Source organism: Galbibacter sp. L-19 (assembly GCF_056857615.1).
The window spans coordinates 1-18,376 of the sequence record NZ_JBSXNL010000046.1; the positions used below are offsets into that span (position 1 = coordinate 1).

Sequence of the window (18,376 nt, forward strand, 5' to 3'; positions counted from 1 at the left end):
ATACTTGTCTGCTCTTTTATCGCTTCAATGGCTACTTTGGCCTTAAAGGATGCGCTGAATTTTCTTCTTGATGTTTTCATATTGACAGGGTTAAAATTACAACTTAATTTCCTGTCCTAAATTTGGGGAGTATTATACATAACGCAGTTAAAAAAACTGAAAGTGTATATAAATAATCAAGATAAAAATATACAGCTTACATACTTACAAGCAGAAAAGAGTTTATTAGTTAATTAATTTTAAAAAGAAAAGCTATCATTAATTTAAACCAAATATCGGAAATACTTAGTTGGCTATTTTTAATTTATGGAATTATAGTATGCTCTGGATACCTCTTTTCTGCAATATTCTCGTTCTTTGAAATTAGAGATTATAAAAGAAAATATAGCTTAAAAGACGAAGTAGCTTTATTACAATCAACTAGTCTCCCCTCTATTTCCATATTGGCACCTGCTTATAATGAAGAAGCTAATATTGTAGAAAACATAAGATCCTTACTCACAATCAATTATCCTTCTTATGAAATTGTAATTATTAACGACGGGAGTAAAGATGGGACTTTAGAAAGGCTTATTAAAAACTTTCATTTAGTAGAAGACGATTCCTTATACTTTAATTTTATTCCTACTAAAGAAATAAGAAAAGTATATAAGTCTAAAAGTAAATCTTTTAAAAATTTAAAAGTAATTGATAAAGAGAATGGCGGTAAATCCGACGCTCTCAATGCCGGAATAAACATCTGTAAGCACTCCATTATATCTAGTATTGATGTTGATTGTATTTTGGACAGCGATGCGCTTTTAAAACTCATAAAACCATTTTTAAACAATAAGAAAAAGGTAATTGCTTCTGGAGGGGTTATCCGTATTGCAAATTCTTGTATTATAGAAGATGGTAAAATTATAGAAGTAAAACTGCCAAATAAATTTGTAGCAAGAGCTCAGGTTATAGAATATTTTAGAGCCTTTTTAATGGGAAGAATGGCTTGGTCTCGCATGGATGGATTACTCCTTATTTCTGGCGCTTTTGGTATGTTCGATAAAAAAACTGTTATGGATGCTGGAGGGTATAATACCAATACCGTAGGAGAAGACATGGAACTTTTGGTTCGTATGCGAAGAATAATGAGAACCCAAAACATTGATTATACTGTTGGATTTATTCCAGACCCATTGTGCTGGACAGAAGTCCCTCAAAAATGGAGTATTTTACATCGACAACGAAATAGATGGACAAGAGGAACTGCAGAAACTTTATGGCTTCATAGAGCTATGATATTTAATCCTAAATACAAAGTTTTAGGAATGTTAAGCACTCCTTATTGGCTGTTTTTTGAGTGGCTAGCACCAATAATAGAATTTACAGGAATTCTCTTTTTTATAGTTTTACTATGTCTAGGTCAAATAAATTGGCTATTTGCCCTAAGCTTCTTTCTAGTTTCTTATAGCTTTGGTATTTTATACTCAATTACAGCTTTACTATTTGAAGAATATTCGTTTCAACAATACAAAAAAACTAATTACATCTATAAATTAATAATTACCGCATGCTTAGAGCCTATTTTTTATCATCCATTTTTACTCTGGGCATCTTTAAAAGGTAATATTGATTTGTTTAGAGGACGTAAAACATGGGGAACCATGAGTAGGTCAGGATTAAGAAATGCAGCAAAATAGGTAAACTAAGATATTATTAAAATGATTAACTCCATAATTACAACAAATTTATTAGCTCACTATAAGGATAAGAAAAACGCCATATATTTTGCAATTTGTCTATTAATAGCTTTTAATTCTTTTGCTCAAGAGGAAAAAACTAGCGACGAACTTTTTGTAATGGCACGTAAAGAAGCTTTTGATAATGATAATTACGATGAAGCTATCCGATTAATGAATATTGCCACTGAAAAAGCTCCAGAATATGCAGATTTAAGCATCTTTTTAGGAAGATTATACACTTGGACAGATCAAACAGATAAAGCTCGAACTACTTTAAAAAAAGTCTTCGAAAACAATAAAAATTATGAAGATGCTGCAATTGCATATGCTAGTTTAGAATATTGGAATGATAACTCCCCTAAAGCTTTGGAGATTGTAAATACAAGCTTAGCGTACAATCCAAACGCTGAAGATTTATTGTTACTAAAATCCAAAATATTAATGGATCTAAAGCAGTATCAAGAAGCTAATACTACCCTTAACACAATATTAGAGAACAATCCAAAATCAACCGAAGCTCGAGCCTTAATGCAAAATGTTAAAAAAGAATCTGCTAAAAATGAAATCGGCGTTTCCTATGATTTTGTGCATTTTGACAAACGTTTTGATCAACCTTGGCATCTTGCCAGTGTTGACTATTCTAGGCAAACTAAATATGGTTCTATTATAAGCCGCTTTAATTATGCAAATCGTTTTGGAACAGGAAGTACACAATTTGAATTAGATTTATATCCAAGGATTTCAAATACATTCTATGCATATATTAATGGTGGAATCTCTAATAATAAAGGAATTTTTCCAGAATATAGAGCAGGTTTTTCGCTGTATGCAAATCTCCCTGCAGCCTTTGAAGCCGATGCTGGTTTTAGGCTTTTAGTATTTTCCGATCAGACATGGGTATATACTGCTGCTATTGGAAAGTACTACAAAAATTATTGGTTTAATTTTAGAACATATTTAACCCCCTCAGATAGTGGCGTTTCCAACTCCTATGCATTAACAGTACGGTATTATTTAGGAGGAGCAGACGATTATTTGAGTGTTAGCGCAGGTACAGGTTTCTCTCCAGACGATGCCACAAACAATGTATTAATTAACAGTAATACACAACTTAATTCTACTAACTTTTCTGTAGGTTATAGAAAACTTATTAAAAAAACACATATTATATATGCACAAGCAGCATATGAAAATATTGAATATGCAACAGATTCTAGAGGAAACCAATACACAATAGGGATAGGATATATTAAAAGATTTTAAGGTGAAAAGGAAAATTTTGCTTGGTATTTTATTAACTATAGTATGCACCCCTCTTATAATGTGGGGCGTCTGGTTATGCAGTCCCAAACAAAAAATAGTTATTGCTATTATTGATAAAACTGTAATTAATAAAGCTACTGAAGAGCATCTTTCTTTATCCTGGATTTTAAATCACAATAAATTCTCTAAAACTTCAAAAAAACTCTATAATACTAATCATGATTATTTTGGCTTTTTCCCTCTCGATCAAAACAATTATAAAGTTAAAGGACTAGAAAGGTACACTTATGAGCAATTAGCACAATTAAGTCTAGATTCTGATGTAGTGTATTATACAGATGCTTATGGTTTATACAATATTGATTGGTATAATAAAGAAAAGCCTTATGGGGTTTTATATGGCGGTTTGAGCACTCAAGATATTGAATTTCTACAATTGATGAAGAAAAAAAACAAACCCATCATCACAGAATTTAATGTATTGGGAGAGCCTACCAATTCTGAAAACAGAAAAAAGTTTGAAAATTTATTTCATATAAAATGGACTGGTTGGTCTGGAAGATATTACCAAAATTTAAATCAAAAAAGCAATACTGAACTTCCTAAATGGATTGTCAATAACTATGAAAAATCTAATAATACAAAATGGACTTTTCAAAATGAAGGAATTATTTTAGTAAAAGACGAACAGGTGGTAGTATTAAAAATAGGGGAAGAATTAAAAACTCCACAACCATTTATTACCAGTAATGAAAAAGCGCAATCCATGTATAATGTACCCGAAAAAATAGACTATACTTTCTGGTTTGACATCATAGAAATAGACACTAATATTAATGAGTCTAATGCAATATATACGCTAGATGTTACCAAAAAAGGCAAGCATTTATTAGATACATATGGCATTCCTAATAGCTTTCCAGCAGTAACAAATAATAAAATAGGATCCTATAAATTTACCTATCTCTCTGGAGATTTTTGTGACAATAAAATATCTATGAAAACTTCTTATTTTAAAGGGATTGAAATTTTTCAAAGTTCTTTTTACGATACAGATAAACGCAGCGAATTTTTTTGGCGGTTTTATAAACCAATGATTAGCACCATGTTAAACAGCTATGTAAAAAATTAGCCTAAGGGGTATACTTAACTAGTAAAGAGTCTGGAAGTAGTTGTTTTCCTTCTGTTATTTCAGAATTTTTCCTCTTAAAAGCTTCAAACATCGATTTTATTTCTGCTTTTAAAGTATCGTTTTCTATAATATATTCCTCTAAATGCTCATTTACTTTATACAGCGTATTATTATTTAAATGATAAGTCCCAACCAAATAATCAACAAAATCGGCTTTTGTTTGCATAATCGGAATCTTATTTTGGTTTCTAAAGCTTTTTAAAGTATCCAAACCGAATCCCATCCAAGTTGTTAACTCAGGCTTTTTTATTTGATGCTTATTAGACAAATAAGTAACTACACTTGGAGTAACATCAAAATGTGAAACTATAGAAGACATTGTAGAAGTGCTTTTTAGCATTGGAGAATAAATAATTAGCGGCACATGGTAACGGTCTATTTTATTTTGCATTGGTATCTCTGGTAATCTATGATCTCCAGTTATTAAAAAAATGGTATTTTCAAAACTGTCTTTCTTCTTATAATTTTCAAAAAAATTTTTTAGAGAAACATCAGCATATAAAATAGTTGCATATTGGTCTCTATAATTTCTATAATCGTCTTTTTCTTTTGGAGAAAGTTCAAGGCTATTTAAATGCTTTTCAAATAAATCATTATATATTGCTGCATCATTAATTTTAAATGGTGAGTGCGTAGAAATAGTAAGGAGAATATCTAAATTCGGTTTTATTTTATTTTTTTTCTTTGTCTCAAAATAATATTGATACAATTCATTGTCTCCATATCCCCAACTAAAGTTATTCTTACTAGGAAGCTTTGCAAATTTTTTTGGAAATGTATCCTCATCAAAAACAAAATCTATATTATTTTTCTTCAAAAAAATATCCATCTTATCAAAAGAGGCATTACCTCCATAATAAAAGCTCGTGGAATACCCATTCTTTTTCAACAAATTGATTAGAGATAGTGATTTAGGCATCTTTTCTCCCATTTCCAAATACCCATTTTTTCCAAACGGAAGCGACCCAAAAAGCGAAGGAAGCACTCCAAAAGTACGTCCTGTGTTACTTAAACAGTTTTCCAAATATAAACTTTCTTGTGCTAACGAGTCCAAAAAAGGGGTAAAACTACCTAAATATGCTCCATTCCCAGAAAAGGCTCTTCCTAAACCCTCTACAACTAGAAAAACTAGATCTGGTTGTGTTGTTTCAGTAACAAAAAAAGAAGAAAGTACATCTTCATCTATCGATTTATGAAGAAATGGAAATTCTGATGGTTGTGGATATTCAAATTTCCTAAAAGCTCTAGTAGCTATAGAATTCTTTAAATAAGTATCCGCATAAATATCTGTTTCATTAATATATGGATAATAATAAGTATGTGTTGCTTCAAGAAAATATAAGGTTTTATTAGTAGTTATATTACTTACAAAATCTGAATGGTTATGCTTCGCTGTTATAATAGTTCCTAAAAATGTGAAACCAACGAGAAGAAATAATAGTACTAAAACATTAAGTGATAACTTTATTTTTCTGGTGAAAAAATTTAAGAATTTAATTACAATCACTCCATAAATTAACAAGGAAATAATTGCTAAAACTACAACCCCTCCCGAAGATGCTACTGTTTGAAAAATATCATTATATGAATAACTAAATAAATCTGCACCCAATAAAACAAGAGTTGATTTATAATAAAAAACAAACAAAAGTTCTAAAAACAAAAAAAGGACTATCATTATTTTATAAAATAATTTAGACAGCTTAAAGGATATAAAAGATAGTACAACAAAAACAGTATAGAATAGTAGGATATTTTGTAACCAAAAAGTGAAGTCTACTTTCCAAGAAGCAACTACCAATTTAAATAAAGTGAGTGGTAAAGAATGACTATTTTGATAAAAAACGATTTCTACTATCCTAGTAAATAATAATAAAACCAAAAAGGAAATTGCTAAAACACAAAAATAATTGCTATAGCTAGCCAAGTTAGATTTAAAATCTTTAGTAATAGATTGACGCATGAAGTTATTCTTACTATAAAGATATAGTATGTAGGAATAATTTAAAAACTAAAAGCAGCAAAATTACCGAAGTCTGTTTTATTGATCCTCTTAATCATTAGAATAATTTTCAATATAAAAATGAAAAATCAACTGTAGTAAATTAATCAATCTAGCCTGCAAAGAGGCTGTATTTAGCGTTTCTTTCTTTTTGTTTTAAGATATTTCATATAAAAGCATACGGTTTTTTCATTCAATTCACTAGGTTTGTTCTTTTACAAGAAAATTCAATTTACTTTTTTAATCATTAGAATAATTTTCAATATGAAGATGAAAAATCAATTTCCAAAAGGGAAGCTTTTTCTTTCCTTATTTTTTATGCTTACAGCTTTTACAAGTTATGTTGCAAATGCACAAGGGTTAGACAACAATCAACAAGATTTTAGTGAATTCATGGATCGTAGCGGGAATCGTTACCGTTCGGCCTCTGGGATTCCCGGTCCCGATTATTGGCAAAATGAAGCTGATTATAAGATAAAAGCTACATTAAACGATACTCAACATACCCTAACAGGAGAAATTACTATTAACTACACAAATAATAGTCCAGATGCGCTTCCCTTTATATGGTTGTATTTAGAGCAAAATAGATTTACCGAAAATTCAAGAGGTAACTTAACCACTCCTATTGAAGGGAATCGATACAATGGCGATATTGACGGAGGGTATGAAATTACAAACCTTCAAGCTAAAACTGGAAGAAATACCTCTACAAAACATATTATTACAGATACCAGAATGCAAGTTTGGTTTAAAGAGCCTATAAAAGCAAATGGAGGAACGGCAACAGTTTCTATGAACTTTACTTACAAAATACCTGTTAAAGGAATGGATAGAATGGGAAGACTTGATGTAGAAGACGGAACAATTTATGCTATGGCTCAATGGTATCCACGTACCGCCGTTTATGATGATATTGAAGGTTGGAATGTAGAACCGTATTTAGGTGCGGGAGAGTTTTATTTAGAATATGGCGATTTTGATTATGAAATTACTGCTCCTTACAATCATATTGTAGTAGGTTCTGGTAGGTTAGAAAATCCTAGAGAGGTAATGTCTGAAACTATGAGAAACCGTATGGAAAAGGCTAAAGAAAGTAACGAAACTGTACATATAATAAAGCCAGAAGAAATAAACGATGCTTCTTTAAAGGCTAAACAAAGTGGTACTTTAACTTGGCATTTTACCATGAATAATTCTAGAGATATTGCTTTTGCATCCTCTAAAGCATTTATTTGGGACGCTGCTAAAATAGATCTTCCAAGTGGTAAAAAAGCCTTGGCTCAATCTGTCTATCCTAAAGAAAGCGCAGGCTCTCATGCTTGGAGTCGTTCTACAGAATACTCAAAACATTCTATTGAGAATTATTCAAACAAATGGTATGAATATCCTTATCCTGTGGCTACAAATGTTGCTGCTGATATAGGTGGTATGGAATATCCTGGATTAAATTTTTGTAGCTGGAAAAGTACAGGTGCTGGTTTATGGGGTGTTACCGATCATGAATTTGGACATAACTGGTTCCCTATGATTGTTGGTACTAATGAAAGAAGATATGCTTGGATGGATGAAGGTTTTAATTCTTTTATTAACTATTACAGCACTTTGGAGTTTGGAGAGTATCCAGCCAGACTTAACAAAACCAGAAATATGACGGATTGGTTTAATAGCGAAACTCGTGAAGGTATTGACACTTACCCAGATGTTACCAATTTGAGAAATCTAGGAATGACTGCCTATCGTAAACCTGCTATTGGTTTATTGCTTTTGAGAGAATATATTTTAGGACATGAGCGTTTTGATAATGCTTTTAAATCCTACATAAAAACATGGGCTTATAAACACCCTCAGCCTAAAGATTTCTTTAATCATATGGAAAATGTTGGGGGCGAAAACCTTTCTTGGTTCTTTAAAAATTGGTTTTATGGAACAGGAAATATTGATTTAGCTATTGAAGGTGTAAGACAAAATGAAGATAAAACTGGTTTTATTATTACAATTGCTAATAAAGGAGGAGTTCCTATGCCTGTTAAAATGAAGGTTACACATCGAGATAATTCAATAGAAAACATCACCCTTCCAGTAGAAATATGGCAAAGAGGAGATACATGGAGTTATTTATTAAAAACGGAGGTGCTTCCAATAAGCATAGAGATAGATCCAGACAAGATTTTACCAGACGTGAATTACTCCAATGATACTTGGCCAAGCAATTCTTTTTATAAAAATTAGTTTTATTAGTATTCTAATTTAGAATATCTTTTAAAAAGATAAAGAGGCTGTCTAAAAAGTGATTTATAGTTGTCAAACTCAAGACGACATCTAGAGTTTAGATACTTTTTAGACAGCCTCTTTTTATATCAAAATGAATAAATTTTAAAAACGAAAAAAGTTACTTCTTCCTTTTACTAGATTCTCTTATAATTAATGTGGGACTCAAAGTAACAGATTTAGCTATTGCACTTTCATTATCTGTCCTACTTATTCTATCTAATAATAAATTACACGCTATTCTTCCAATTTCATAACCCGATTGATCTACAGTGGTTAAAGATGGTTCTATGGCTTCAGAAATCGGTTCGTTACTAAACCCAGCCACAGCAACATCTTGAGGCACTTTAATCCCTACAGATTTTAAATACTTAATAGCACCAATAGCTGCTAAGTCATTTGCAGAAAAAATCCCGTCAAATTCAATCCCTAAATCTATAAGTGTTTTTATAATTTTTCTTCCTTCTTGCTCATTAAGTGCAGAAGTATATACACGGTTTTCTTCAAAAGGTAAATTGTTTTCTTGCAATGCCTGTTTATACCCTTTAAACCTATCTTTATAGATATCTAAAGTTGCAGGTCCTCCTATATGCACAATTTTCCTACATCCTTGATCTATAAGATGCTGTGTTACATCATAAGAAGCTTTTATACTATCTATAAGAACTTTACTATTTGGCATTTCAGATAAAGCTCTATCAAAAAATACTAACGGAATATTACTTAAGTCAAACTGTTTTAAATGGGTATCTTCAGTTGTTTCCATAGAAACAGAAACCAATATCCCATCCACCCTATTTGAAATCAAATTATTTACAATCTTAATTTCCCTTTCAAGCTTCTCCATGGATTGGCAAATAATTACATTATAGCCTTGCGCATAGGATGCTTCTTCAATTCCTGCAATAGTAGACGAAAAAAAATGCCTTGAAATTCTAGGAACAATAACTCCAATGGTATTAGATTTGCTCTTTCTTAAATTTGAAGCTAAAAGATTTCGTTGGTACCCAATCTCTTTTGCCTTTTTTAGAACTTTGTCTTTCGTTTTTTGGGTCACTAAATTACTGTTATTAAGAGCTCGGGACACTGTTGAACTATCAATATTCAATAATCTTGCTATCTCATGAATCGTCGGTTTATTCTTTTTCATCAAAAAATTAAAATAATAAGCCCCAGAAGGGGTATTTAATTACATAAAAGTAATATTTAGCACCTACAAATGTACTTATTTCCAATAAATTAATAAGGTCATATCTAATTGTCTCATACAAACCAACATGAATACTCATCAACTTATTAAATAATATAACAAATTTAAGCTACAATCGATTGTAAAAACAAATACATTTATGTAATTTGCGTAAATAATACAATTAAAATTATGATTTACAGTAAAAGATACGCTTCTAGTCCGAAAGAAGTTAAACAAATGGATACGGACACCTTAAGAGAGACTTTCTTGATAAACGATTTAATGCAGGAAGACGAGATTAGTCTTACTTATTCTCATTACGACAGATATATTGCTGGTTCTGCAGTTCCTAAAAAGAAAGAACTAAAACTAGAAACTGTTGATTTACTAAAAGCGGAATACTTTCTAGAAAGAAGAGAACTAGGAATTATAAATGTTGGAGCAAAAGGAAGTGTTTCGGTTGATGGAGAAACCTATACCTTAGAGCATAAGGAGGCCTTGTATATTGGCCGCGGAAAAAAGGATGTTGTTTTTAAGAGTGAAGATAGCACTAGCCCAGCTAAATTCTATTTCAACTCTGCTCCTGCTCATAAAGAACTTCCTACAAAAAAAGTAGGCATGCAAGAGGCTAATAAATTAGAATTAGGCTCTTTAGAAACTGCAAATCACCGTACGGTAAATCAATTAATTATAGGCGGAATTGTAGAAACTTGTCAGTTACAAATGGGATTAACAGAACTTAAAACTGGGAGTGTTTGGAACACTATGCCTGCACATGTTCATGACAGAAGAATGGAAATTTATTTCTATTTAGATATTCCAGAAGAACAAGCTGTTTGCCATTTCATGGGGGAACCACAAGAAACTCGTCACGTTTGGATGCATAATCACCAAGCAATTATTTCGCCACCATGGTCTATTCATGCAGGTTCTGGTACTTCAAATTATAGTTTTATTTGGGGAATGGCTGGAGAGAATTTAGATTATGCTGATATGGATATTGCAAAAATTAAAGAATTAAGATAAATGAGCTTATCATTATTTAACATAGAAGGAAAAGTAGCTTTAATAACAGGAGCTACACACGGTTTAGGAATGGCAATGGCTATGCAACTTGGAAAAGCTGGTGCTACAATTGTTATAAACGGAAACTCATCACAACAAAAAATAGATGATGCACTAGAAGTTTACAAAAAAGAAAACATTAAAGCTTTTGGATACAAATTCAATGTAACTATAGAATCTGAAGTAGAAGCAGCCATTGCTTCTATAGAAAAAGAAGTAGGTGCCATAGATATTTTGGTAAATAATGCCGGAATTATTAAGAGAATTCCTCTTGAAACTATGGAAGTTGAGGCTTTTAGAGAGGTTATTGATGTAGATTTAGTAGCGCCATTTATAGTATCTAAACATGTAGTAAAAGGTATGATAGCTCGTAAAAGCGGGAAAATTATCAATATCTGCTCCATGATGTCGGAACTTGGTAGAAATACTGTTGGAGCCTATGCCGCTGCCAAAGGAGGTTTAAAAATGCTAACCAAAAATATGGCTACCGAATGGGCTAAGCACAACATCCAAATCAACGGTATTGGACCTGGGTACTTTGCTACCTCCCAAACAGCGCCTATTCGTGTAGACGGACATCCGTTTAACGAATTTATCATTAACAGAACTCCTGCTGCCAAATGGGGAGCACCAGAAGATTTAGGTGGAGCCGCAATATTTTTAGCTTCTCAGGCTAGTAATTTTGTAAACGGACATATACTGTATGTTGATGGAGGTATTTTGGCAACTATAGGAAAACCTTCTAACGAAGATTAAAAATTTATAATTTAACCAAAATGAATAAAAAAGTAAAAGCATACTTCCTCGTTTTCGCTTCATTATTTGCTATTTCTTGTAGTAATGATGGAAAAATTATTACTGTTAAAAACGAATTGAATCTCGACAGGAAATTTGAAACTGTTGAAATTAATTTAAAAGATTTAGCCCCAGATGCGCTAGACGAAGCATATAATTATTGGGGAGTTAGAAATGCAGAAGACAAATCTGAATTAACTTCTCAATTAATTGATATTGATGACGACGGAAAGTGGGATGTGCTTTTATTTCAACCAAAAATTAATGCTTCTTCTGAAATAAAATTTGAAATTTATCCGAAGAAAGATAAGTCTCCAGCAGACACAGCTACTGTATGCTATTCTCGTTTTGTTCCAGAAAGAACCGACGATTATGCGTGGGAAAATAACAAAGTTGCTTTTAGAACTTATGGCCCCGTAGCTCAAAAAATGGTAGAAGATAGTGTGCCAGGCGGAACGCTTTCTAGCGGAATTGACGCTTGGCTAAAACGTGTTGAATATCCAATTATTAATAAATGGTACAAAAAATATGTTTCTGGAACGGGTACTTATCATGAAGATACTGGGGAAGGACTTGACAATTTTCATGTTGGGAGTAGTCGTGGTATTGGTGGAATTGCCAAAAAAGTAGACACCTCTTATTACTTTTCAAAAAACTTTACCAGTTGGAAAACAATTACCAACGGTCCATTGCGTACCAGCTTTGAACTTACTTATGAAGCTTGGGACGCTAACGGAAAAACCATTTCTGAAAAGAAAATCATCTCTCTTGATTACGGTCAGAATGTATCAAGAATAACGCTTCAAGTAGAAGGCGTAAATTCTATCTCACCTGGAATAACACTTCATGAACAAAAAGGTAACACCAACACCAATAAAAAGGAAGGTTGGATGAGTTATTGGGAACCTCATGCCGATTCTGAATTAGGGATGGGAATTGTAACAGCTCCAGAAAACATAGTTAATTTTGATAAATATATTACCAATAAAACAGACGAGAGCAACCTTTTTGCTACGCTGAATTTAAACAATAATGAGGTGACTTATTACGCAGGATTTGGATGGAAAAAAGCAGGAGAATTTACTTCTCAAAAAGAATGGGAAGCTTATCTTTCAGACTTTGCTAAAAAACTAAGCTCCCCATTAAAAGTTATTCAATAATTAAGCTAAATGCTCCAAAGCCTGCCCTGAGTTTAACAAAGGGCTTGCTCCAATGTAGCTTAATTATTGAGTAATTTTAAGCAGTAGTTTCAGAAAAAATATCACTTAAAATTTTATAGGATTTTAAGCGCGCTTCATGATTGTAGATGTGTGAAACAGCAATAATTTCTTTTACACCTGTACTTTCCACAAACTTAGATAGCTCGCTTGCAATTGTATTTTTAGAGCCAATAAAAGTAAAATACATCATATTTTTTATCATGGCTTCTTGTTCCATACTCCAAACTCCATCCATCGAATCAATTGGTGGCGGTAATGGTCGGCGGGTATTTGTAATTATTCCCATTGCAAACTGATATAAACTTGTTGCTAAACGCTGTGCTTCCTCATCTGTTTCGGCGGCTATAACATTTACACAAGCCATTGGATAAGGGGTTTTATTTTCTTCGGAAGCTTTAAATCCTTCAGCATATAAATTGAGGGCATTAAATAATTGCGCAGGTGCAAAATGACTCGCAAAAGCGTATGGCAGTCCCTTTTCAGCAGCTAATTGCGCACTAAAAGTACTAGAACCCAATAAGTAAATCGGAATATCAAGACCCTCCCCTGGAATAGCACGTACTTTAGAATCTTGATTTTCTATAGAAAAATACTGCTGTAATTCCTCAATATCATTCGGAAAATCTTGAACACTTTCTTGTTTTCCTCTCCTTAATGCCTGTGCTGTAAGTTGATCTGTTCCTGGAGCTCTTCCTAAACCTAAATCAATCCGGTTAGGATATAAAGTTGCCAAGGTTCCAAATTGTTCCGCTACAATAAGCGGCGCATGGTTTGGCAACATTACACCTCCAGAACCAATTCGGATGGTAGAAGTTCCTTGTGCCAAATAACCTAATAATACAACTGTTGCAGAACTTACAATACTTTCCATATTATGGTGCTCGGAAACCCAAAAACGGTTGTATCCATATTTTTCGGCGTGTTGCGCTAAATCCAAACTATTCTCAATAGCTTCTATATGTTGTTTTCCTTGAGGAATTGGTACTAAATCTAAAACTGAAAATTTAGTATTTTGTAATATATTTTGAGACATATAATTATCTAGTTTTATTAGTATAAAATGTACCTTTTATGGTCGATAATTATATAAAAACTTACAGAATAAGATGTAGATTTCCTACTTAATTTTTAATCGGACGGTAGCTCTGCTCCATAGAATTTGTATCGCCCACCACCGCTTCAATTTCTTTTAATAAATACTGAAGATGTGCTCTTGAAATCCTATCTGAAACACTAGGAAGGAGGTTTTTTATTCTCCTTTCTAGGTTAATTAAATTATTTAAAGCCAATGCCCTAATATCTGTATTAGCTGTTTTTTCTTCAGAAAGTTTTGCCATTAATCCGGCCAATGGCCCTTGTGCTTCATCTGGCTTGTACAAAGCTATCATATCCGAAACATAGGTTTTCTGAAGCTTTCGTTCATAATCATTTGGACTATAAAACACATCTAAATCACTCCAAATATAACTGCTTACATCATTCAGGTATTCTTCTGGAGTATATGGATCGTTAAAATTATACCTATCTGCAATAAAAGAAATTCTACTCATTCTACTTCCTCCCAAAAGTGTCATCATTAAACTCTCCATCATTTCGGTAGTGGAATTTTTGGTATTTGGTTCTTCAATTTTATTTAAAATTTCATCATTTAAAAGCCAAGTAGGCTCATTAAAAACATATTTATCAATAAATAATAATGCTTCTTTTTGCTTCGCTTTAGAAACAGGCCTATACACATCTCCCTCTTCATTATTAGATTTTGGCGTAACATAAATCCCACCAATATTTTTGGCCACATGAAACAAATAATTACTGTATTGCTTTACCACATCATTATATATTTCTCCTAAATCCTTATAACTTTTTCCTGACTCATCTTTAGTCCATTCCATTAAATTTGGAACCACACGTTGTAAATTTTGAATTCCGTAGAAAGAGGCAACCATAGCATTATCTCCTAAATCTTCCGTTTGAGAACGCGGATCAAAATCGCGACCCTCTCCTCCAAACCACAGTCTCGGATTTTTAGAAATACTATCTACAACCATGGTACTTAGTTGCTCTTTTTCTTTTTCTGAAGAAAGACTATCTGGAAATTGCGAATATCCCCATTGAATTGCCCATTTATCATAATCTCCAATTCTAGGCATTAAATTTTCAACAGAAACACTATCCTCTGGTTGCGCCACATAATTAAAACGTGCATAATCCATAATAGAACTGGTGTGTCCGTTTTTGTTGAGCCACTCATTATCTCTCAAACGCTCTACAGGTGTTGCATAACTTGCACCCATATTATGCCTTAGTCCGAGGGTATGCCCTACTTCATGCGAGGAAACAAAACGAATAAGCTCTCCCATCAGCTCCTCATCAAATGTCATTTTCCTTGCTCTTTCATCTACAGCACCTGCCTGAATTAAATACCAATTATGAAGTAGGTTCATTAAATTATGATACCACCCCATATGACTTTCTAAAATTTCCCCACTTCTTGGGTCAACAATATTAGGACCATATGCATTTTTAGAAGGCGAAGCAAAATATCTCAAAACAGAAAACCGAGCATCTTCCAAGCTCATAGAATCGTTAGCTTCTGGCCATTCTTTTCCTACAATTGCATTTTTAAAACCAGCCTGCTCAAATGCTTTTTGCCAATCGTTAATCCCTTGAATAAGATAAGGTCTCCATTTTTTTGGCGTAGCAGGATCTATATAATATACAATTTGCTTTTTAGGCTCCACTAATTCGCCTCGTCTCCATTTTTCAATATCCTCCGCTTTTGGTTCTAATCGCCATCTATGGATATAAATATTTTTATCTACTTTTTGTTGATTATCGCCATACAAAAGATAAGAACTAGCAAAATACCCTACTCGGGGATCATAAAAACGCTTTTTCATTGGCTCTTTAGGCAATAAAATAAAAGAGTTATTTAGCTCTAAAGTAACAACTCCCGACAAGGCAGCAGCAGGAAGACTCTTTTTATTATTGTGAGCTATGCTTGCATTATACGTTTTAACCGTCTTAACTTCTGTATTTATAGGATAACTATTTATTGTTGAAATATAAGACTTGTCTTTTTCCAAAGAAGTTAAATTATAAGTCTCTTTTTGCGATGCACTTAGAGCTAAAAGATTGTTTTCACTATTTATAAAATCGGTAACTTTTATAACAGAAGCAGCATTTTCCTCATTTCTAGCTTTTACATCAAAAGCTTCTAAAATAGGGGTAACATTAGAGTTATTTACAGCTTTTGCAATAGCATCTTCTTCATTAGCCTGACTTACAAAAGTAGCCACTCTAAGGAATATTTTATTAGAAGGCCCTTTTTCAAAAAATATAGTTTTCTCTCCAATTTCTTCCCCCCCATAATTCCCAGCACCTCCAGGGGTTTTTATAAACCTCGTAACTACCAATATTTCTCTATTTAGCAAACTATCTGGAATTTCAAAATAGTAATCCTCGTTTACTTTATGAACTGTAAAAAGACCTTTTTTAGACTCTGAACCTTCAGGAATAACTTTATCATAAGGCTCAGTTGGCTCAAACGACATTCCTACCTCAGAAGTTTGAGACTGTTTTTGAGTTCCGCAGGAAATAAAAAATACAACCAACAGAATAAAATATATACTTTTTTGAAAAATGTTATTCTCCATGTATAATGCATTCAAATTAAACAAAATAAGAAGTGTAACAAGGCTACATAATTGCATTACAATAACTAAATAGGCACGAATAGGTATTTTAAAGATATAAAATTGAATAAATACTTCCTACTGATTAGGAATGAGTTAACACTTCTAGAACAAGCTTAACAGAATATTAGGAAACTACACAATTGTTCTATAGTTTTACAAAACCAACCTATCTAATTTTTACTTTTGTGAAATTAAAAGATTTTCTTTTTTTCATCATTTTCTTAAGTTTTATTTTAAGCTTAAAAGCTCAAGAGAGTAATCTAGACAGCATCTCTGTAGAAGTAGGGAATATTACTAAATATCCAGATAAAATAACCTTACGCGTAGGTCTTACTAACGAAGCAAATTCTTACGAGATTACCACTCCTTCGGAAGATTTTTCTGTTACTATTGCTCCAAATCAACGTTTGCGCTCTAATATTTCATTACTATTTAGATTTATAGAAATAAATATAGGATACACTCCAGCCTTTTTAAAATTTAATGACGACAACGATGAAAAGGGAAAAACTACTTTTTTCAACATAGGGACACGTTTTTACTACAAAAAATGGATGCAAAACCTAGAATGGAACAAAACAAAAGGATTTTATGTAGACCTAAACGATATTGCGCCTGGGGAACCAAATATAATATTTCCCGACTTTGAAGTGCTTAGAATTGGCGGAAATACTTCCTATATTTTTAATGACAACTTTTCTTTTAGAACTATTTTTAAACAAAATGAATGGCAAAAAAGAAGCGCAGGAAGTTTTGTGCCTACTTTGAGCTATTATTACTCCAGAATTTCTAACGACTCCTCTGATAAAGATAAATTTATAGACATCACCATCGGTCCTTCTTATTTCTACAATTGGGTAATTAACAAACGGTTTATAGTTACTTCTGGTGCACATTTGGGGGTTGGTTACAGCCACATAACTTCTAAATCTAATAATGTTACCACAAGCATGGATGGCTTAAATTACCAAGGGCAAGTAACCTTAGGTTTAGGATATAATATTCCTAATTTCTTTACTGGTGTAAGTCTCAATTCTCAATCTTTTAACCATAATACAGATGGAAACAACAAACTTTCCGACCAACATGCGTATGTAGAATTCCATATTGGCTATCGGTTTGATGCTCCCAAGAAAGTATTAGAAAAAATGAATCAACTACAACAAAAAGTTGGTTTATAAAAAAACAGCCACCTCATTTTGAGATAGCTGTTTTTAAAAATTTTAATCTGCTAATTCTAGCCTATTATTTATTTTTTAGAAGCATAAAGTTCTGCTACTTTCTCCCAATTAATTACATTAAAAAATGCAGAGATATAATCAGGACGCTTGTTTTGGTAATTTAAGTAATAAGCGTGCTCCCAAACATCCAATCCTAAAATTGGATCTCCTCCGCAACCAACACCTGGCATTAGAGAATTATCTTGGTTTGGTGTAGAGCAAACTTCTACTTTTCCACCTTTATGAACACATAACCATGCCCATCCAGAACCAAATCTAGTTCCAGCAGCTGTTGTAAAAGCTTCTTTAAATTTCTCAAAAGAACCAAAAGCGCTATTAATTGCTTCTGCTAATTCTCCAGATGGTTCTCCACCACCGTTTGGAGACATTACTTCCCAGAAAAGACTGTGGTTAAAAAATCCTCCCCCGTTATTTCTAACAGCACCATTATTCATGTCTAGATTTTTAAGAATCTCTTCAATAGATTTTCCTTCTAAATCTGTACCTTTAATAGCATCATTTAATTTGCTTGTATATCCTTGGTGATGTTTTGTATGGTGAATTTCCATAGTTCTTGCATCAATATGTGGTTCTAATGCGTCGTATGCGTACGGTAATTTTGGTAAATCAAAAGCCATTTTTATCTTTTTTTAGTTAATAATATTAGTTCTTCAAATTTAAGAAAAAGCTTCGGAAAACATGGTAATAATTTGTTAATACCTCATAGAGTTTCCTTATTT

General features: G+C 32.6%; 13 protein-coding genes. 8 read left to right on the forward strand and 5 right to left on the reverse strand.

The window, feature by feature from the left end; all coding sequences use genetic code 11:
* The first annotated feature begins 257 nt into the window (after positions 1 to 257).
* The 3 genes from AC13CQ_RS06020 to AC13CQ_RS06030 are packed head-to-tail and all read left to right on the forward strand — an operon-like array spanning position 258 to position 4,113.
* Positions 258 to 1,676, forward strand: coding sequence for a glycosyltransferase family 2 protein (locus tag AC13CQ_RS06020; RefSeq protein ID WP_456868250.1), 1,419 nt, complete (start codon positions 258 to 260; stop codon positions 1,674 to 1,676).
* Between the two features lie 21 nt (positions 1,677 to 1,697).
* The gene (locus AC13CQ_RS06025; RefSeq protein ID WP_456867963.1) at positions 1,698 to 2,981 is read left to right on the forward strand and encodes a YaiO family outer membrane beta-barrel protein; all 1,284 of its coding nucleotides are present in this window, start codon (positions 1,698 to 1,700) and stop codon (positions 2,979 to 2,981) included.
* 1 nt (position 2,982) lies between these two features.
* Positions 2,983 to 4,113, forward strand: coding sequence for a hypothetical protein (locus AC13CQ_RS06030; RefSeq protein WP_456867964.1), 1,131 nt, complete (start codon positions 2,983 to 2,985; stop codon positions 4,111 to 4,113).
* A 1-nt stretch (position 4,114) separates the two neighbouring features.
* Here AC13CQ_RS06030 and AC13CQ_RS06035 read toward each other — a convergent pair whose 3' ends face one another.
* Positions 4,115 to 5,851 carry an LTA synthase family protein gene (locus tag AC13CQ_RS06035; protein ID WP_474506872.1) on the reverse strand — a complete coding sequence of 579 codons (1,737 nt, stop codon included), beginning with the start codon at positions 5,849 to 5,851 and terminating at the stop codon, positions 4,115 to 4,117.
* Positions 5,852 to 6,439: 588 nt separating this feature from the next.
* Here AC13CQ_RS06035 and AC13CQ_RS06040 point away from each other — a divergent pair.
* Positions 6,440 to 8,407 carry a M1 family metallopeptidase gene (locus tag AC13CQ_RS06040; RefSeq protein ID WP_008611260.1) on the forward strand — a complete coding sequence of 656 codons (1,968 nt, stop codon included), beginning with the start codon at positions 6,440 to 6,442 and terminating at the stop codon, positions 8,405 to 8,407.
* Between the two features lie 160 nt (positions 8,408 to 8,567).
* Here the strand turns inward: AC13CQ_RS06040 and AC13CQ_RS06045 are convergent, their stop codons facing one another.
* A complete protein-coding gene (locus AC13CQ_RS06045; RefSeq protein WP_008611262.1) occupies positions 8,568 to 9,596 on the reverse strand; it encodes a LacI family DNA-binding transcriptional regulator in 1,029 nt (342 codons plus the stop codon).
* Positions 9,597 to 9,827: 231 nt separating this feature from the next.
* Between AC13CQ_RS06045 and kduI the strand changes: the two genes are divergently transcribed.
* Genes kduI through AC13CQ_RS06060 form a run of 3 tightly spaced genes read left to right on the forward strand, consistent with a single transcriptional unit; the run spans position 9,828 to position 12,658 of the window.
* Complete coding sequence (kduI, locus tag AC13CQ_RS06050) at positions 9,828 to 10,664, forward strand: 5-dehydro-4-deoxy-D-glucuronate isomerase (protein WP_335587105.1); 837 nt, start codon at positions 9,828 to 9,830, stop codon at positions 10,662 to 10,664.
* Positions 10,665 to 11,459 (forward strand): gluconate 5-dehydrogenase, encoded by a 795-nt coding sequence (locus tag AC13CQ_RS06055; protein ID WP_008611265.1) that lies wholly within the window; start codon positions 10,665 to 10,667, stop codon positions 11,457 to 11,459.
* A gap of 20 nt (positions 11,460 to 11,479) precedes the next feature.
* The gene (locus tag AC13CQ_RS06060) at positions 11,480 to 12,658 is read left to right on the forward strand and encodes a DUF4861 domain-containing protein (RefSeq protein WP_474506871.1); all 1,179 of its coding nucleotides are present in this window, start codon (positions 11,480 to 11,482) and stop codon (positions 12,656 to 12,658) included.
* Positions 12,659 to 12,734: 76 nt separating this feature from the next.
* Here AC13CQ_RS06060 and AC13CQ_RS06065 read toward each other — a convergent pair whose 3' ends face one another.
* Both AC13CQ_RS06065 and AC13CQ_RS06070 read right to left on the reverse strand, forming a co-directional pair.
* Positions 12,735 to 13,751: an LLM class flavin-dependent oxidoreductase gene (locus tag AC13CQ_RS06065; RefSeq protein ID WP_008611268.1), complete on the reverse strand. Its 1,017-nt coding sequence runs from the start codon at positions 13,749 to 13,751 to the stop codon at positions 12,735 to 12,737.
* Between the two features lie 88 nt (positions 13,752 to 13,839).
* Positions 13,840 to 16,374, reverse strand: coding sequence for a zinc-dependent metalloprotease (locus tag AC13CQ_RS06070; protein ID WP_474506870.1), 2,535 nt, complete (start codon positions 16,372 to 16,374; stop codon positions 13,840 to 13,842).
* A 227-nt stretch (positions 16,375 to 16,601) separates the two neighbouring features.
* Here AC13CQ_RS06070 and AC13CQ_RS06075 point away from each other — a divergent pair, with 227 nt between their 5' ends.
* Entirely contained in the window at positions 16,602 to 17,597 is a 996-nt protein-coding gene (locus AC13CQ_RS06075; protein WP_474506869.1) for a DUF4421 family protein, read from the forward strand.
* A 68-nt stretch (positions 17,598 to 17,665) separates the two neighbouring features.
* On the opposite strand, the gene AC13CQ_RS06080 is transcribed toward AC13CQ_RS06075, so the two are convergent.
* Entirely contained in the window at positions 17,666 to 18,274 is a 609-nt protein-coding gene (locus tag AC13CQ_RS06080) for a superoxide dismutase (RefSeq protein WP_008611272.1), read from the reverse strand.
* Between the last annotated feature and the right edge of the window lie 102 nt (positions 18,275 to 18,376).